The following is a 16,372-nucleotide window of genomic DNA, read 5'->3' as shown; positions in this document are numbered from 1 at the left end:
AGCCTATGTCGCCTGTGCTCCCCTCGCCCGCCGGCGTCGGCGACCGCCAGTAGTCTCTGGAGGGGAAACGCGGGCGAAGGAGCGGTCGGGATGCCGGACGAGCAGTTGCAGGTCTATGCGATCGGAGACGCCTCCGCCGATGGCGTACGCGTGCAGGTCGAGTACCAGCAGTCCCCCAACCTTGCGCTCGCGGCGAGCGGCCTGCCCGTCGTCCGATCGCTGGCCGTGCACAACGAGACGGGACGCACCATCGGCGACATCCGCGTCGAGGGGTCGTTCGCATTCGGGCAGACCGTGCCCGCCGTGTTCGACGCGGTCGTCGGCGGACCTCATCTCCCCGGCGCCGTCGCGCACGTGCCGCTCGGCGAGAGCGCACGGCAGGCGACGGCCGCCGCGTTCCAGCAGGCGGCCGAGGCATCCGCAGGCGCTGTCTCGCTGCGTGTGGCGGTGCAGGATGCCGGATCGGTCGCGCTCGACCTGCCCGTGCACGTGCTCGCGGGCAACGAGTTCCTGAACTGGCCCGATCTGCACGCCGCCGTCGCCGCGTTCGTGCGCCCGAACACGCGCTCACTCACCCCCGTGCTGCGTGCGGCGAGCGACCTGCTGCAGCGTCGCACCGGCTCGGGTGCGCTCGAGGGCTACCAGAGCGGACCACAGCGGGCGGAGCGCATCGCGGGCGCCGTCTACGAGGCGCTCCGCGGCAAGCAGCTCACCTACATCAATCCGCCGGCGTCGTTCGAGCGCACCGGGCAGAAGGTGCGCACGGTCGATCAGGTGCTCGCCGACCGTTTCGGCACCTGCATCGATCTGGCCGTCGTGTACGCGGCGGCCCTCGAGGCATCCGGATTGGCCCCCGTCGTCTTCCTCACCGCCGATCACGCCTTCGCCGGTTACCGTGCCGACGGTTTCGCGGGCGAGACCGCCGTCGTGCGCGATCCGAACCTCATCGTGAATCTGGTGGAATCCGGCGCCGTCGTGCCCGTCGAGCTCACCGGCATCAACCCTGGCTCCGACGTGAAGTACCGCAAGGCTGTGGATGTCGCCCGCCGCTACTTCCGTGACAGCTTCGATCTCGTTCGCACCATGGTCGATGTGCCCGCCGCCCGTGCGGCGGGCGTTCTGCCGCTGCCGTCGCTCGAGTTCGAGCGCCCGACCGGCGTGACGGCCGAGGCGATGGCTGCCGCCCCCGACGACCGCCCGTTCGTCGCGAAGGGCAGCCTGCGAGGGCTCACACTCGACCATGTCGAAGAGCGGGTCACCGGCACGCTCGACACCGACGATCCGGCACCGCCACGGGTGAAGGCGTGGAAGCGCGACCTCATCGACCTCAGCCTGCGCAATCCGCTGCTGAACATGCCGCGCACCGGCAAGACGCTCGACCTCGTCACCCCCGGCGGCCTGCTCGCCCGCATCGACGATGTCATCCACTCGGGCAAGCGGATCATGCTGCTCCCGGCCGACGGCGTCGACGACCTGGCCCGGCAGCGCGGAGTGCGCGTGGCATCCGAGCTCGCGCCCGACGAGGTGACGCGGCAGTTCACGCTCACCCGATCACTGTTCAGCATGGTCGAGCTGGGCGGATTCCCTCGGCGGCTGCGCACGCTGCAGCGCGATGCGAAGACGCTGCAGCAGGAGACCGGCAGCAACTACCTGTACCTGGCGCTCGGCACGTTCATCCACACGAAGCCCGACGGGACCGAGGCGCGTGCGCCGCTGTTCCTGCTTCCCGTGCAGCTGCGCGGTACGCCTCTGCTGGGCTACTCGATCGAGGCGGATGCCGGTGAGTCGGCCGTTCCGAACCCGTGCCTGGTCGAGTGGCTGCGTTCGACGAAGGGGGTGCGATTCCCCGCACTCGAGAACCCTCCTACCGACGAGAACGGCCTCGCGATCACGACCGTGTTCACCGAGCTGCGACGCGAGCTCGCCGAGCAGCGCCTGCCGTTCCGAGTCGACGAGTCGGCGACGCTGGCGATCCTGCGCTTCGCCACGTTCCAGGTGTGGCACGACCTCAACGAGAACTGGCCCCGCCTGACGACATCCCCGATCGTGGATCACCTCGTGTACCGCCCCGGCGAGACGTTCCCCGATCCAGCCGGCGACACCGCTCCCCCGGTAGAGGAGAGCCGGATGCACGTGTCGATCCCGGCGGACGGCTCACAGCTCGGCGCGATCGCCCGTGCGGTCGCCGGGCAGAGCTTCGTGCTCGAGGGTCCCCCGGGCACCGGCAAGTCGCAGACGATCACCAACCTCATCGCCGAACTCATGCGCGCCGGCAAGACCGTGCTGTTCGTCGCCGAGAAGCAGGCCGCGCTCGAGGTGGTCAAGCGCCGCCTCGATGCGATCGGCCTCGGCCGATTCACCATGGAGCTGCACGGTGACAAGCAGTCGATGGGATCGATCCGGGGACAGCTGAAGAACGCGATGGATGCTGCCGCCGCGCCCCTGCCGCCCACCTGGGCCGCCGAGAGCTCTCGGCTCACCGCGACCGTGACCGAACTGGGCGAGTACCCCGCGCGGGTGCACGGCCGGAACGCGCTTGGGCTGTCGCTGTGGCAGGCGTACGAGCAGGCGCAGGCCCTCGGCGACGGCCCCGTGGCCGACTTCCCCCTCGCGGTGCTCACCGGCGAGCGCTCGCTCGACGAACTGTCCCGGACGGTCGCCGACTTCGCGCAGGCGGCCGCCCGGGCCGGTCGAGGCCCCCACGATCCGTGGACGCTCGTCGGGCCGGAGTTCACCGCGGGGATCGATCCCGCATTGCTCGATCGGATGCAGCAGGCGGTGGCAGCAGTCGATGCTCTGGGCACCCCGTTCGCGACGCTCCTGGATGTGCTGCATCCACAGCGTGTGCTGCCGTCCGCCGCATATCTCGTCCGCCGGGCGCAGGCCGGGCAGACGAGTGCGGATGCTGCGCATGCGGCGCGCTCCGCGGGCGAGCTCGACCGGATCTCCGGGCTCCGCGCCCGGCTGGTCGCCTTCGCCGCCTCGCACGGGGCGGAACTGCGGCACGGCGGTGAAGCGCTGTTCACGGCGACGGATCTGGGCACGCTGCAGGCGCAGTCGGCGAAGCTCGACGGATCGTGGTTCCTGCCCGAGCTGCGACGCCGGCCGATCCGCCGCCGGCTCGGCGAACTCACCCAGCCCGAGTGGGCAGCCGGACTCACCGGCGAGCAGGTGACGCTGTTCCTGACGGCAGCCGTCTCGGCCGCCGCAGAGGCGGCCGTGCTTCTGCGCGATGCCGCGGCGCGCACCTCACTCGCGCTCCCGGCGAACTGGGCGCCGTGGCATCAGGACGCGCTGGAACTGTTCGACGCCGCAGCGGCGACGGCGCGCGCGGCAGTCACCATGCCGGATGCCGCGACCGTGATCGCACTGCTCGCGCTCGAGCAGAACCCGGGCGCGTGGCTCATCGAGATCGACACGGTGTGGCGCGCATGGCACACCCTTCTCGCGAGCACCGAGCTGACGCTCGATGCCTGGGCCGGCGACTCCTGGGTGGGAGCCTGGCGCCACTCCCAGGCGACGTGGCTGTCCGATGCGCAGACGACGGGCGCGCTGCGCCCGCAGCGCGCCGCGGAGGTCAGCGCATCGGCGGCATCCCTCGCGGAAGCCGGGCTCGCAGGTTTCGCGAGCGACCTGCTGTCGGGGCGCATCAGTGCCACGGATGCCGCAGCCGCGCTTCTGCGCGGGGCTGCGCAGGCGTCGATCGACGAGCGCACCGCGGCCGGGCGACTCGGCGACTTCGACGGCTCCCGCCAGACCGATCTCGCCCGCAGCTTCGGTGAACTGTCCTCCGGCACCAGGGCGCACGCCGCCGTCGAGCTGGCGAACACGCTTGTGGCCGCACGCCCCTTCGACCCGCAGCGGCTGCGCGGTGAGGTCGCCGAGCTGCGGCGGCAGATCGACCGCAAGCGCGGCGGGCTGTCGTTCCGCGAGATCGCGGGCCGTTACCGCCAGGCGCTGCAATCGATCGCCCCGTGCTTTCTGATGAGCCCCGGTTCGGTCGCCTACTATCTGCCGGCGGACTTCACGTTCGACGTCGTCGTCTTCGACGAGGCATCCCAGATCCGTGTGCCGCAGGCGATCGGCGCGCTCGGGCGCGCGCGATCCGCAGTCATCGCGGGCGACTCGCGGCAGATGCCGCCGACGCGGATCATGGAGGTCACGTCGTCGGTCGAGTCCTCCGCTTCCTCCGACGACGCGGACGCTCCGGTCGTGGAGGATCTCGAGAGCATCCTCGACGAGGCGGTCGAGTCCGGCCTGCCCCGCGAGTGGCTCACGTGGCACTACCGCAGCCACGACGAACGGCTGATCGCGTTCTCGAACCAGTCGTACTACGGAGGGCGGCTCGTCACCCTGCCGTCGCCGCGCCTCACCCGGTCCGATGCGGATGCCGGTCCGTCCGACCTCGGGCTGGAGTGGCGCCGCGTCGACGGTGTGTTCGATCGAGGGCGGACCCGCACCAATCTCGTCGAGGCGCAGGCGATCGTGGCCGAGATCTCGCGCCGGCTCGCCGACCCAGTGACCCGCGACGATTCGATCGGTGTGGTCACCTTCAACATCCAGCAGCGTGATCTCATCCTCGACCTCCTCGAGGACTCCTCCGACCTGCAGATCCGAGCCGCACTCGATCGCCCGGCGGGCGAGGCGATCTTCGTGAAGAACCTCGAGAGCGTGCAGGGCGACGAACGCGATGTCGTGCTGTTCTCGCTCGCGTTCTCGGCCGACCCCGCAACCGGCCGCGTGCCGCTGCAGTTCGGACCGCTCGTGCTCGCCGGAGGCGAGCGCCGGCTCAACGTCGCGATCACCCGTGCACGCAAGCACGTCCTGCTGTTCTCGTCGTTCGCGGCAGCTGACCTCGACCTCTCGCGCAGCTCGGCGCGCGGGCTCGCCGACCTGAAGGCGTACCTCGAGTTCGCCGCGGGCGGGCCCCTTCCTGCCGTCCGGCCGGATGACGAGTCCGCGGCCGCGCCGATGCCCGCCCCTCCGAGAGCCGTGCTCGTCGACCAGCTGCGCGATGAGCTCACCGCCCGCGGGCTGGTCGTCGCCGACACGGTCGGCCTGTCGCGGTTCAAGGTCGACCTCGCCGTGCGCCTCCCCGAGGACGAGACCGGCTGGCGGGTCGCAGTGCTCCTGGACGGGCCCAGCTGGGCGGGGCTCCCGACGGTCGCCGACCGCGATGGATCTCCTGAGCTGCTGCACTCGATCATGCAGTGGCCCGTCGTCGAGCGGGTGTGGCTCCCCGGCTGGCTGAGTGACCGTGCCGGTGCGCTCGACCGGATTGAGCAGACGGCTCGCGCCACCGCACCGTTCGATCCAGGTGCCGCGCACATCGGTGAGACGCCGGATGCCGCGGGGCCGGGAGAGCAGGCTGTGGGGCGCGAGATGGCCGTGCCGGGCACTGCGTCCGGCACGTTCGAGGGCGGGTCGACGGGCGAGACGTCGTCCACTGCGTCCGGCGGAGGATTGTCCGGACCGACCGGCGGCGGGACATCCGGCACAGCCGGCCCTGGGTCGTCGGGCAGGCGCTCGGCCGCACCTGGAACGGTCGGAGCCGGAACAACCGGAGCCGAGACGATCGAGGCCGAGACGGGTGCGCCGGCCGGTGCGGCCGGCGACGGGCCGTCCGGCAGCACCGACCATGGAGCATCCGGTAACGGTGCATCCGATCGTCCCGGCGACGAGTCCTCCGGCGCTGCGGCGAGTCTGTTCCCGCCGTCGGCGACCGCGCCCGCCGCAGCCCCCGGCATTGTCCCGGCGGCGGCATCCGGCTCCGTCGCGCCGGTGGCGTCGTTCGCGACGAGGACCACGCCGGTTGCCCCGGTCGATTTCACCGCGTTCACCGCGGCACCGGTCGGTACCCTGGCGCGCACGGCCATCCTCGACAATCCGCGACTCGCCGCTCCGGCGATCGAGCGGTACGCGGACGAGATCCTCGCCGTCGAAGGACCGACCGAGTCCGAACGTCTGGCACGCCTGATCGGGGCACGATTCGGGTTGAGTCGCGTCGTCGAACGGCGGCGCAACGACATCCTCGGCGCCTTGGAAGGGCGATTCCCGATGACCGAGCATGGAGCGTTCGTCTGGCCCCGTGGCACCCACCCCGACACCTGGATCGATGTCGCCAGGACCGATCCATCGGGTGCACGGACGTTCGCCGAGATCAGCCTGCATGAACTCGTCAACGGCATCGTGGTCCTGCTGCGGCAGGCGTTCAGCATGGACGAGGGCGAGCTCGCGAGCGACACCGTCAAGGCATTCGGATTCGTTCGAGTGACGCCCGCGGTCCGGTCGCGCCTCGACCGTGCGATCGCTCAGGGGATCAGCGCCGGGCGCATCATCCGCGACGGGGAGCGCTACCGGCTGCCGCAGTCCACCTCGCAGGCTGAACCGCCTCGCGACGAATGAACCGCTTGGTCGCGCCTGAACCATCTATCGACGTCGATTACCGGCAGGCGACGGGAAGCGGTTCGCTCGGCGGCTCTGATCGACGTCGACAACCGATGCTGTCGACGGCAAATAGTTTTCGGCGGGAGCGCCGACAGGCGCCCCGGGCAGGCAACCTCGGCGGCGGCCCGCCCCCGCAGAGCGCGGTCAGCCGACGGATGCCTGCAGCAGATTGCTCCAGGGATCTTCGAAGCTCACCGCACGTCCGTCGTCGCGCACGGCGAAGCCGTGGTCGCGCAGTCGCTCGGTCATCGCGCCCAGCGCGTCGGCATCGGGGAGCGTCAGGTCCACCAGGCCGAGGCCGAGTGCCGGCATCCGTCGTCCCGCGCCGCGCGAGTCCCACACGTTCATCGCCATGTGGTGGTGGTACCCCGCCCGCGCTCACGAACAGGGCGCTTGCGCCGAGCGATGCAGTGACGTCGAAGCCCAGAGAGTCGACGTAGAAGCTGCGCGCGCTCGCGACATCCCCCACCGACAGGTGCACGTGACCGACGGATGCCGCATCGCCAGCCGTCGATCCTTCGATGACAGCCTCGGTGAGGTGTTCGTCGAGGTAGGCGTTGGGGTCGAGGTACAGCGTCGCCATCTCGACCTGTCCGTGCGTCCACGACCATTCGGTGCGAGCGCGATCCCAGTAGAGCTCGACGCCGTTGCCCTCCGGATCGGTGAAGTAGAAGGCCTGGCTGACCAGGTGATCCGCGCTGCCGGTGAACGTGCCGGGTGCGTGCCGGGCCACCGAATACAGCGCGGCTGCGAGGGCTGCCTGCGATTCGAACAGGATCGCCGTGTGGTACAGCCCTGCAGAGCCGGATGCCGCGTGCCGCAGCCCCGGCTCATGCCGCAGCACGACGATCGGAACCCCCGCCCGACCGAGCGTCACCGTGTCGCCCTCGGCCGCGAGCACCTGCAGCGTGACGACGTCGCGGTAGTACCGCGTCATCGCGTCGAGATCGCCGACGAGCAGGGTCACCGCGCCCATGTGCGTCGTGGCGGCGAGGCGATCGGCGGGCGTGGTCATGCTGGGTTCAACGGCGGATACCGGGGCGGCATTCCGCCGACGCGATGTCGGATGCCGACCATAGAGTCGCCTCGAGGGGGAACCATGGCGGAGTCGCGTCGACATCACACGCTGGGCAAGAGCGCCGTACTCATGGGCATGCTGACGCTGGTCGCGCTGCTCACTCTAATGACGGTGACCACGGTTGCCGGAGACGTGGTCAGCATCCCCCCGCGCGGCACGGGCGCCGCCTGGCTGCGCTGGGCGTTCGCCTCCGAGCCATGGTGGTTCGCGCTGGCGCTCGGCATGGTGTTCGTCGGCGTGCAGCTGCTCACCTCGCCGCGCCTGCACGGCGGAGGCGCCGGCGAACAGGCGGTGCGCAACTGGATCGCAGGCATCACGGTGGTGATCGCCGCCGCTACCGGCGCCGCCTGGCTGCTCGCCGCGGGAATCGGTGTCGGCTGGGCATTCGTGGTGCGGCCGCTGACGCAGCTGCCGATCGCGGCAGTCGTGTTCACCGGACTCGCGACCGCACTCGTCGTCGCCGGCGGAGTACTGGCCGGCCGGTACTACCTTCTGCGCGACCCGCTCGAGCGACTGACCGGCGAGCTCCACGACCTCGAGCTCGAAGTCGCGTTCCGCGCCAGGGACTTCACCGGCATCACGCGCACACACCCGTGGGCGATCGGCTCTGTCGGACTGGTCACCCCCGCTGTGGCGATCGCGGCTCTGGCGTGGCTCGTGGATGTCACCGTGCCGTCGTTCCCCGGCTCGACTGCGGCCCTGACTCTGGCCCTCTTCGTCGTCTCGCTCACACTGCTCATCGATGTGCCCGGCTACGCGAAAGCGCAGCGGGGAATGGTGGCTGGCCTCGCGTGGCTCGCGCACGTCCTGTCGACCCTGGGCATTGTGCTGCTGGCCGGTGCGGCGCTGGTGGTGCCGTTCCGCGCCGCACCGGATTGGTACGCGGACGTCGCCCTCCTCGTCCTGCTGTTCCTGGTGTTCCTGGTCGCGACGTGGCTGGGGCGTGCGATCCAGCGCGGGGCGGAGCGTCACGGATTCCAGCATCGGATGCTGGCATGGACCTTTCCATTCACCATGCTGGTCCTGTCGTCTCGCGGCGCCGAGAACCGACAGGCCGCCAAACGGCGTGAACTGGGTGACGCAGTCGAGGACATCTCCGCGGATGCTGCCGACATCGCCCGCATCCGCGCCTGGCTGCTTAGCTGAAATATTCGTTGTTAGATTCCTGCTATTCTCTTGTCTTTAGTAGTTTTATTCTATAGTGTGGAGGCATGGCCACCCACCTGACCCAGCTTCTCGAGACCGTCACCGGCCTCGAGAACGCGTGGGCGGATGCTGAGGATGCCAGCGAGATGACACGCGACCAACTGATTCGCACAAGCGAAGAGCTCACGCTGGTCCGGCGCCAGGTGGATGCCCTGCTCGCCGAGGTCGCGGCGGAGATCGCGCACGAGTCTCGAGCCGAACTCGGTCCGGATGGCCTCGCGAAGCAGCACGGGTACCGCAGCACCACACAGCTGATCGCGGCATCGACCCGCGGCACCACCGGTGAAGCAGCTCAGCTGGTGAAGGTCGGCGAGGCGATCGCGCCGCGCTCCAACCTGCTCGGCGAGAAGCTGCCGGCGAAGTATCCGTTCCTGCAGCAGGGCGTCGTCTCCGGCGAGCTGAGTATGACCGCCGCCGCGCAGATCATCGCGCTCCTCGACCGGGTGCGCATCAAGATCGGTGCCGAACGGACTGCCGAGGCGGAGCAGCTGCTCGCGGGCCAGGCAGCGGGGCAGTCGCTCGACAACGTGCGCAGGATGATCGCGCATGCCGAGGCCCACCTCGACCCGGACGGCATCGAGCCCTCCGAAGAGGAGCGCCGGGCCCAGCGGTCGGCGACGATGTTCGAGCGCGACGGCAGCCTGCATCTGCACCTCGTCACTCCCGTCGAAGAGGGCGCTCCGATCCGCGCCGCCGTGCAGGGCTACGTCTCGGGGCAGTTCGCCGCGCGCAAGAACGCCGTCGACCCTGACGGGCCGGACGCCGACCACCGCACGGTTCAGATGATGCAGGCCGACGCGTTCACCCTGTTCTGCGAGCACATGCTCTCCTGCGCTCACACCGACGTGCCGCTGCACGGCGCGACGGTCGTCGTGCGCATCGACCTGGAAGACCTAACCTCCGGAACCGGTCACGGCGCGATCGACGGCACCGACGCCGCGATCAGCGTCAGTGCGGTGCGGCGGATGGCCGCCGGCGGCGGAGTCATCCCCTGCGTGCTCGGCTCGGGCGGCGAGATCCTCGACTGGGGCCGAGAGAGGCGCCTCTTCACCAGGGCGCAGAAGCTCGCCCTGGTCGAGCGAGACGGCGGATGCGCGATGTGCGACCTTCCACCGGGCATGGCCAAGGTCCATCATCTGCGATGGTGGAAACGCGACGCCGGTCCGACCGACCTAGACAACGGCATCCTGCTCTGCGAGAGCTGCCACCACCGCATCCACGACAACGGCTGGGAGATCCGCATCGACGGCGCCGGTCGCGCCGCCCGAGTGTGGTTCGTACCACCACCGCATATCGACCCGTACCGCACGCCCCGCCTCGGCGGCAGAGCACGGTACGCGATCGCGGCCTGACGAGACTCCCTCGACTGCTGCGCGAGCGGCAACTCCGATTCCGTTGTATCTCGCCGGTCTCCCTGGGCGAGCGGCTCCGCGACCTGCCGCGTCCCAGGTGAGCGGTGAGCTCGGCTCCGCGACTCCCGACTCGCGGTCCCCCGACTCCCGGGCTCCCGAGCTCCCAACTCCTCACGCCTGAGCGCACCGAAGCACGCGACCTGCACTCGAATAGGCTCATACTCGTGCCCACCCAGCCCCTGAACCGCGAGATCCTGCGGCTCGCCGTCCCCGCGCTCGGGGCGCTGGTCGCGGAACCGCTGTTCCTCATCGTCGACGCGGCGCTGGTCGGGCATCTCGGCACCGTGCCCCTCGCCGGGCTCGGCATCGCCAGCGCTGTGCTGCAGACCATCGTCGGCCTGATGGTGTTCCTCGCGTACTCCACCACCCCCGCCGTCGCTCGGCGCTTCGGCGCCGGCAAGCCTGGTGATGCGGTCTCGGCAGGCATCGACGGCATGTGGCTCGCCCTCGGCCTCGGCGCGGTTCTCGCCGTCGTCGGCGCGCTCGCCTCACCCTGGCTGGTGTCCCTGTTCGGAGCATCCGAGGCCGTGGCATCCGAGGCTCGCGTCTACCTCTCCATCTCGATGTGGGGCCTGCCTGCGATGCTCATCGTGTTCGCCGCCACCGGCCTGCTGCGCGGCATGCAGAACACGGTCACCCCGCTCTGGATCGCCGGCCTCGGCTTCGCCGCGAACGCCCTGCTGAACTGGCTCTTCATCTACGGTCTGCACTGGGGCATCGCCGGCTCCGCCTTCGGCACCGTGCTCGCCCAGTGGGGCATGGTCGGCGCCTACGCCTTCGTCGTGCAGCGCCTGGCCCGCCGGCACGGCGCCTCCCTGCGTGCGCAGCGCGACGGCATCCGCGGCACGGCCCGCTCCGGCGGCTGGCTGTTCCTGCGCACGGTCAGCCTTCGTGTCGCGCTGCTCGCCACCGTCGGCGTCGCCACCGGCATCGGCACCGACGAGCTCGCCGGCTGGCAGATCGTGTTCACCATGTTCTCCACCGCGGCCTTCGCCCTCGACGCCCTCGCCATCGCCGCTCAGGCGCTGATCGGCAAGTCCCTCGGCGCAGGCGACGACGCCGAGGTGCACCACGTGCTTCGCCGCACCGTCGCCTGGGGCGCGTGGTTCGGCGTCATCGTCGGAGCAATCGTGGCCGCGCTGTCCGGCGTGCTCGGCCTGCTGTTCACCGGCGATCCCACCATCGCCGCGCTCATCCAGCCCGCCCTCATCGTGCTCGCCATCGCCCAGCCGATCGCCGGCGTCGTGTTCGTGCTCGACGGCGTGCTGATGGGCGCCAACGATGCGAAGTACCTCGCGATCGTCGGCGCCCTCAACCTGGTGCCCTTCCTGCCCGCCCTCTGGATCATCGCCGCGACCGGCGTCTCCGGCACTGCGGGCCTGGTCTGGCTCGCAGTCGCCTTCTTCGGCGTCTACCTGCTCGCCCGCCTGGGCACGCTCGGCTGGCGGGTCAGGACGGATGCCTGGATGCGGATGCCCGCCTGACCACGCCCTCTGCGCAGCCGCCGTCTCTGCGGACCCCTCCCTGAAGCGGGATCCGCGCTCCTGTGCGATCGGGATGTTCGGCGCGGTCGCGATCGTGCTCGGAACGGTCATCCCGACGCTGAGCGTCCAGGCGCTCCGGGCGCGCCACGCGTTCGGCATCCACCGCAACTCGACCGATTGCGCTCACGCCTCCCGGGCCTCCCGCAGCTCGAGCTCGTGCAGCGCGGGCGACGGGAACGCGGCATCCGCCGCCTTCTCGGCCGCCTCGACCCGGTCATCCGCGCGGTGCATCGCGTACCCCCAGGCAGCCAGGCCCAGAGCAGGACCCCACAGCCAGAACGGGAAGACCACGAAGAACTCGATCTGCGCGCCGGCGCCGACCCGCGCGTAACGCCCCTCCAGCACGGAGGCGAGGAAGTCCGCACCGCCGGCGATGAACAGCACGGCCACGGTCATCGCGGCGATCACGGGCAGGCCGACCGGTACGACCCGTCCGCCGATCCCCGCGAACCAGCGCGGGAACCGCTCACCGAACGGAAGCACCAGCCCGAGTGTGAGCACCCCGGCCATCAGCATCCCGAACCCGAGCGAGAGCCCGATGACCATCACGTCCGGAGCGGCCGCCAGCACGTCGGCGCCGGGGCCGAACAGTGGCCACGGAGTGAGCCACGTCGCCCGCACCACCGCATACGGCGCGGCGCAGGACGCGGCGACCACGGTGATCGCGACGCGGTGCGCGAGCACCCACCGGGCGACCGCGCCGCGGCCGGAGGGACCCGCACTCCCGTCGCCGATCGCGCTGAGCACGATGCCGGCGGCGAGCACCAGGTAGGCGGCGGTGACCGCGATCTGAGGCACCTGCTCCATCAGGCTCGCGAGCACGTCCGGCAGCAGCGGCTCCCCGCCCAGGCGGACCGTCGCGAACACGAGGATCCCCACGATCACCGCCGCCACCGGAAGCCCGATGAGCGGCCGCCTGATCGCCAGGAGCACCGCCCCGACGATGACCAGACACATCGCCGTCATGGCGAAGGCGTACCCGGCGACCGGGATGGCGTTGCCGGGTGCAAGCAGCAGCGCGACGACGGTCACCGCCACGGCGACGACCCCGATCGGCGCGGAGCTCTGGCGCCCGCGCGTCCGGGCGAGCAGCGCCAGCGACACGACGACGCCGACCGTACCGACCAGCAGGCCGATCAGGCCGGCCGCGAACGGATCCACGACCCGGTCGAGCAGGCTCTGCGGCAGACCGCCGTACCAGTCGGCGAACACCGGAACCGTCAGCCGGAGCATCGAGATGGCCGCGATCGCCGCGGCGCAGAAGGCTGCCAACAGGGGCAGTGTCGTTCTCGTCCGAATATCCATACCCCGACGCTAGAAATGCCGAGCATGCGCCCGCGTCGCCCGCAGGGGCGATCTTCCTCACCCCCGCGGGTGACCTGTCCCCGGCCGCAGGATGCCGTTCTCGTACGCCCAGATGACGACGTGCAGCCGGTCGGGCAGACCGAGCTTGGCAAGCACCGACTTCACATGCGTCTTCACCGTGTTCGGCGACACGAAGAGCCTCTGCGCGATCGCGTCGTTGCCGGCGCCGGACGCCAGCAGCCGCAGCACATCCTGCTCCCGTGGGCTCAGCGCGGCGAGCGCCTCCTCCGCGCCCCCGGTCGTCACGCCCTCACGCACGAATCCCACCATGGCCGCGATCGCCGCGTCACCCATCGCTGCCTCACCCTCGGCCACCGCGACCACCGCATCGGCGACGGCCTGCGGGGTGGCGTCCTTGGTGAGGAACCCGCTCGCGCCGGCGCGGATCGCGCCGAACACGTACTCGTCGAGGTCGAAAGTCGTCAGTACGAGCACGCGGGTGTCGGGGCGGATGCGGCGGACCTCGGCCGTCGCGGCGATGCCATCCGTCCCCGGCATCCGCACGTCCATCAGCACGACATCCACCGCCCGCGCGTGCACGAACGAGATCGCCTCGTCACCGGAGCCGACCGACCCGACGATGTCGATCCTCTCGTCGCGGGCCAGCATCAGGGCGAGCGCCTCGCGCAGCAGCTCCTGATCGTCGGCGAGCAGCACCCGCACCGTCATCCGTCCTCCTCCACCGGCAGCACGGCGCACAGCCGCCAGCCCCTCTCGGTCCGTCCCGTCTCGAGTGTGCCGCCGACCAGGCGCACACGCTCGGCGAGCCCGGCGAGCCCCGTTCCCGTTCCGAGTCCCGATCCGGATGCTCCGGAGCCGCCGTCATCATCGATCGTGACCCTCAACTGCGATCCCCAGTCCAACCGCACCCGCACCGCGCGCGGCGGAGCCGTGTGTCGGATCGCGTTGGTCAGCCCCTCGCGCACGACCGGCATCAGTGCCAGCAGCACAGGGGCGGAGAGCGCACGGCGCCGACCGTGCTCACCGAAGTCGATGCGGGTCTCGGGGCTGCGGGCACCCGCGATGATGTCGTCGAGCGCGTCAAGCCCCTCGGCGGGCTGCAGCGGTGCGTCGTCCCGCACGATCCCCCGCATGCCGCGCAGCGCGCCGCGGCCGCTCTCGAGCACCACGTCGAGGGCGCGTTCACTCACGTCGGGCTGCTCACGCAGGAATCCACGGGCCACCTCGGCCTGCGCGATCATGACCGTCAGCGAGTGCGCGACCACGTCGTGCAGCTCGACGCTGATCCGCGTCCGCTCGTCCGCGAGCGCCTCACGCAACCGTGCCTCCTCCTGCTCGGCCGCCTGCGCACGACGCAGGCGCTGCAGCAGTCCGAACGCCCAGGCCGCGGCGTTCGCAGCGACGAGGCCGAGGAAGGCACCGAGCTTCCAGATCGGATCGATCAGCTCCGGAGCCGTGACTGCCACGAACGCCGATCCGACGACGGCGACGGCGATCGCGAGCAACGCGTACCGCCGCTCGCTCCGCACAGCGACCTGATGCACGCACACCAGGTAGGCGAGTGCCGACGGATACAGCGCCGTCGTCACGCCGACCGCGACGGGGAACAGCGCGAGCAGCAGCATGATCAGGCTGGCCGCGATGAACGCCCCGATCGGATGCCGCGACGCCAGGAACGACACGACGTGCAACGCGACGAACATCGCGCCCGCCGCGAGCGCGTAGGGCAGGGCGAGTGCCGTCGGCTGCTGGACCAGCGCCACCAGTGACGCCGGCAGCAGGATCAGCGTGAGCAGCCCGGGGACGAGAAGGTCGAGCCGGAGGGACGCGCGCGGCATGTCCCCCATGCTGGCATGCGCACAGAGGGGGCGCATCACCCCGGCGGGTGAGTGGTGCGGAGGTGGAGAACGTCTTCGCCACAGGCCTCTTCGGCATGATCACGCTCATGTCAACGATGTTCGTGCGCATTGTTCGGACCGAGATCGGCTCGCTGCGCTCCGAGATGCAGTCGGAGTTCCGGGGTATGCACCAGCGCATCGACCGGCTCGACTCGGACGTCAACGCCCTCATGAAGCACACCTTCGGCATCCAGCGCGACTGATGTGGGGGCGGGAAGACCGCAAGGAATCTGACACGATATCGGACTGGGCGACCGCCCCCTGGCCTGGTGATTCAGGCCACGTGCAGCACTGGCTGCGTGCACTGATACCCGCAGATCTCGCGGGCTCCGATCTCGACCGTCTCCGCATCGACGTCCAGCTCGACGGCGACGACATCGCCGACCTGCTCGTGGACGCGACAGGGGTCGACATCCGCCTCTCCGACGAGGCCTTCGCCCCCGACACAGACCCGGCGCCCGCGCACCCCGACGCCACCGAGACTCCCGCCCCCGAGCCGATCTCCTCGACGGAGGGAATCGCCCGCAGCATCCGGTTCCTCGCCTCCCCGGCTCATCTCGAGGGGTATCCGTTCGTCGTCGACGTGCAGGTGCACGATGCGCCGCTCCGGTGGGTGCGTTACGCCGCCCCGCTCGAGGAGGGCCGTCCCGAGACGGTCGTCTCGGTCGACGAGTCGGTGCACGGCCTCAGCCAGGCGACCGGTTCGATCGAGCTGCGGATGCGCACGGTCGACCTCGGCCCGCTGGTGCAGACCCTGGTGAGCAGGGCACTGGCCGCCGAGGGCATGAAGCTGCGCAGGCTGAAGGTCGACGTCGCGGCCCACGGCGAGAAGGTGACGATCTCCGCGTCGGGTGCCATCCGCTGGAGGATCCTGGGTGCGTCGGCGCATGCCAGGGTGAGCCTGCGCGTGACTCCGAACGGCGTGATCACCGTCCAGAAGATCCGCCTGGGCAGCCGAAACCCGCTCATCGCCATGGCGCTGCGCCTGAAGAGCGTCCGCGATTCCGTCCGCGAGGCCGAAGGAACCTCGACCGACCTGGGCGCAGAACTGGCACGCGACGCGGGCGGACCCGCGTTCCACGACCTGTGCGTGCGAGTCGATCAGCAGATCCGGATCACCGGCCGTCTGGGCTGACCGTCCGGCCTCCCTCACTCCACAACCGCGCGTCTCGACGAGTCGTCCACAGACAGGCGCATGCCCCGAGTCACGCCTCAGTCGCCCTGGCATCGCCGTTCAGAACAAGTCATGATGAAAGGGTGTTGACCATGACCGAACCGCAGGTGTGGACCTTGATCGGTGTCTTCGCCGCAGGTCTCTTCGGCATGATCACACTGATCTCCACGATGTTCGTGCGCATCCTCCGCACCGAGATCCAGGGCGTGCATCATCGCCTCGATCGTCTCGACGCCGACGTGAACGCCCTGATGCGACACACCTTCGGCATCCAGCGCGACTGATCG

The 16,372-nt window shown here is 70.4% G+C and carries 10 protein-coding genes and 1 pseudogene; 7 read left to right on the top strand and 4 right to left on the bottom strand.

From position 1 onward, the window contains the following. Positions 1–90 precede the first annotated feature (90 nt). A complete protein-coding gene (locus ACFVDO_RS08935; RefSeq protein WP_378859178.1) occupies positions 91–6,405 on the top strand; it encodes a DUF4011 domain-containing protein in 6,315 nt (2,104 codons plus the stop codon). A 186-nt stretch (positions 6,406–6,591) separates the two neighbouring features. Here the strand turns inward: ACFVDO_RS08935 and ACFVDO_RS08930 are convergent. Then, positions 6,592–7,462, bottom strand: a pseudogene (locus tag ACFVDO_RS08930) (VOC family protein). A gap of 84 nt (positions 7,463–7,546) precedes the next feature. On the opposite strand from ACFVDO_RS08930, the gene ACFVDO_RS08925 reads away from it, so the two are divergent. The 3 genes from ACFVDO_RS08925 to ACFVDO_RS08915 all read left to right on the top strand — a co-directional run bounded on the left by ACFVDO_RS08925 (position 7,547) and on the right by ACFVDO_RS08915 (position 11,627). Next, positions 7,547–8,671: a hypothetical protein gene (locus ACFVDO_RS08925; RefSeq protein WP_378859177.1), complete on the top strand. Its 1,125-nt coding sequence runs from the start codon at positions 7,547–7,549 to the stop codon at positions 8,669–8,671. 65 nt (positions 8,672–8,736) lie between these two features. Continuing rightward, on the top strand, positions 8,737–10,083 hold the full coding sequence (locus ACFVDO_RS08920; RefSeq protein ID WP_378859176.1) for a DUF222 domain-containing protein: 1,347 nt from the start codon (positions 8,737–8,739) through the stop codon (positions 10,081–10,083). Between the two features lie 224 nt (positions 10,084–10,307). Further along, positions 10,308–11,627 (top strand): MATE family efflux transporter, encoded by a 1,320-nt coding sequence (locus tag ACFVDO_RS08915; RefSeq protein WP_378859175.1) that lies wholly within the window; start codon positions 10,308–10,310, stop codon positions 11,625–11,627. Between the two features lie 183 nt (positions 11,628–11,810). Here ACFVDO_RS08915 and ACFVDO_RS08910 read toward each other — a convergent pair whose 3' ends face one another. The 3 genes from ACFVDO_RS08910 to ACFVDO_RS08900 form a co-directional block, all read right to left on the bottom strand. Further along, on the bottom strand, positions 11,811–12,959 hold the full coding sequence (locus tag ACFVDO_RS08910; protein WP_378859174.1) for a hypothetical protein: 1,149 nt from the start codon (positions 12,957–12,959) through the stop codon (positions 11,811–11,813). Between the two features lie 90 nt (positions 12,960–13,049). Beyond that, positions 13,050–13,721: a response regulator gene (locus tag ACFVDO_RS08905; RefSeq protein WP_378859173.1), complete on the bottom strand. Its 672-nt coding sequence runs from the start codon at positions 13,719–13,721 to the stop codon at positions 13,050–13,052. Further along, the gene (locus tag ACFVDO_RS08900; protein WP_378859172.1) at positions 13,718–14,851 is read right to left on the bottom strand and encodes a sensor histidine kinase; all 1,134 of its coding nucleotides are present in this window, start codon (positions 14,849–14,851) and stop codon (positions 13,718–13,720) included. The genes ACFVDO_RS08905 and ACFVDO_RS08900 overlap by 4 nt, the downstream gene beginning before the upstream one ends. A 107-nt stretch (positions 14,852–14,958) precedes the next feature. Here ACFVDO_RS08900 and ACFVDO_RS08895 point away from each other — a divergent pair, with 107 nt between their 5' ends. From ACFVDO_RS08895 to ACFVDO_RS08885, 3 genes are all read left to right on the top strand, one after another. Further along, positions 14,959–15,114, top strand: coding sequence for a hypothetical protein (locus ACFVDO_RS08895; protein ID WP_378859171.1), 156 nt, complete (start codon positions 14,959–14,961; stop codon positions 15,112–15,114). An 80-nt stretch (positions 15,115–15,194) separates the two neighbouring features. Continuing rightward, the gene (locus tag ACFVDO_RS08890) at positions 15,195–16,046 is read left to right on the top strand and encodes a hypothetical protein (RefSeq protein WP_378859170.1); all 852 of its coding nucleotides are present in this window, start codon (positions 15,195–15,197) and stop codon (positions 16,044–16,046) included. Between the two features lie 131 nt (positions 16,047–16,177). Continuing rightward, on the top strand, positions 16,178–16,369 hold the full coding sequence (locus tag ACFVDO_RS08885) for a hypothetical protein (protein WP_378859169.1): 192 nt from the start codon (positions 16,178–16,180) through the stop codon (positions 16,367–16,369). Positions 16,370–16,372: the final 3 nt, after the last annotated feature.

Source organism: Microbacterium sp. NPDC057741, assembly GCF_042798735.1.
Classification (GTDB): Bacteria; Actinomycetota; Actinomycetes; order Actinomycetales; family Microbacteriaceae; genus Microbacterium.
The sequence above is the reverse complement of the archived record's forward strand: the minus strand, read 5'-3'. Positions and strand labels throughout refer to the sequence as shown.

Bases quoted from the DNA above. Each gene is read 5' to 3' on its own strand.
- ACFVDO_RS08935 (WP_378859178.1), top strand. From the start codon at position 91: ATGCCGGACGAGCAGTTGCAGGTCTATGCGATCGGAGACGCCTCCGCC.
- ACFVDO_RS08925 (WP_378859177.1), top strand. From the start codon at position 7,547: ATGGCGGAGTCGCGTCGACATCACACGCTGGGCAAGAGCGCCGTACTC.
- ACFVDO_RS08920 (WP_378859176.1), top strand. From the start codon at position 8,737: ATGGCCACCCACCTGACCCAGCTTCTCGAGACCGTCACCGGCCTCGAG.
- ACFVDO_RS08905 (WP_378859173.1), bottom strand. From the start codon at position 13,721: ATGACGGTGCGGGTGCTGCTCGCCGACGATCAGGAGCTGCTGCGCGAG.
- ACFVDO_RS08900 (WP_378859172.1), bottom strand. From the start codon at position 14,851: ATGCCGCGCGCGTCCCTCCGGCTCGACCTTCTCGTCCCCGGGCTGCTC.
- ACFVDO_RS08895 (WP_378859171.1), top strand. From the start codon at position 14,959: ATGTCAACGATGTTCGTGCGCATTGTTCGGACCGAGATCGGCTCGCTG.
- ACFVDO_RS08885 (WP_378859169.1), top strand. From the start codon at position 16,178: ATGACCGAACCGCAGGTGTGGACCTTGATCGGTGTCTTCGCCGCAGGT.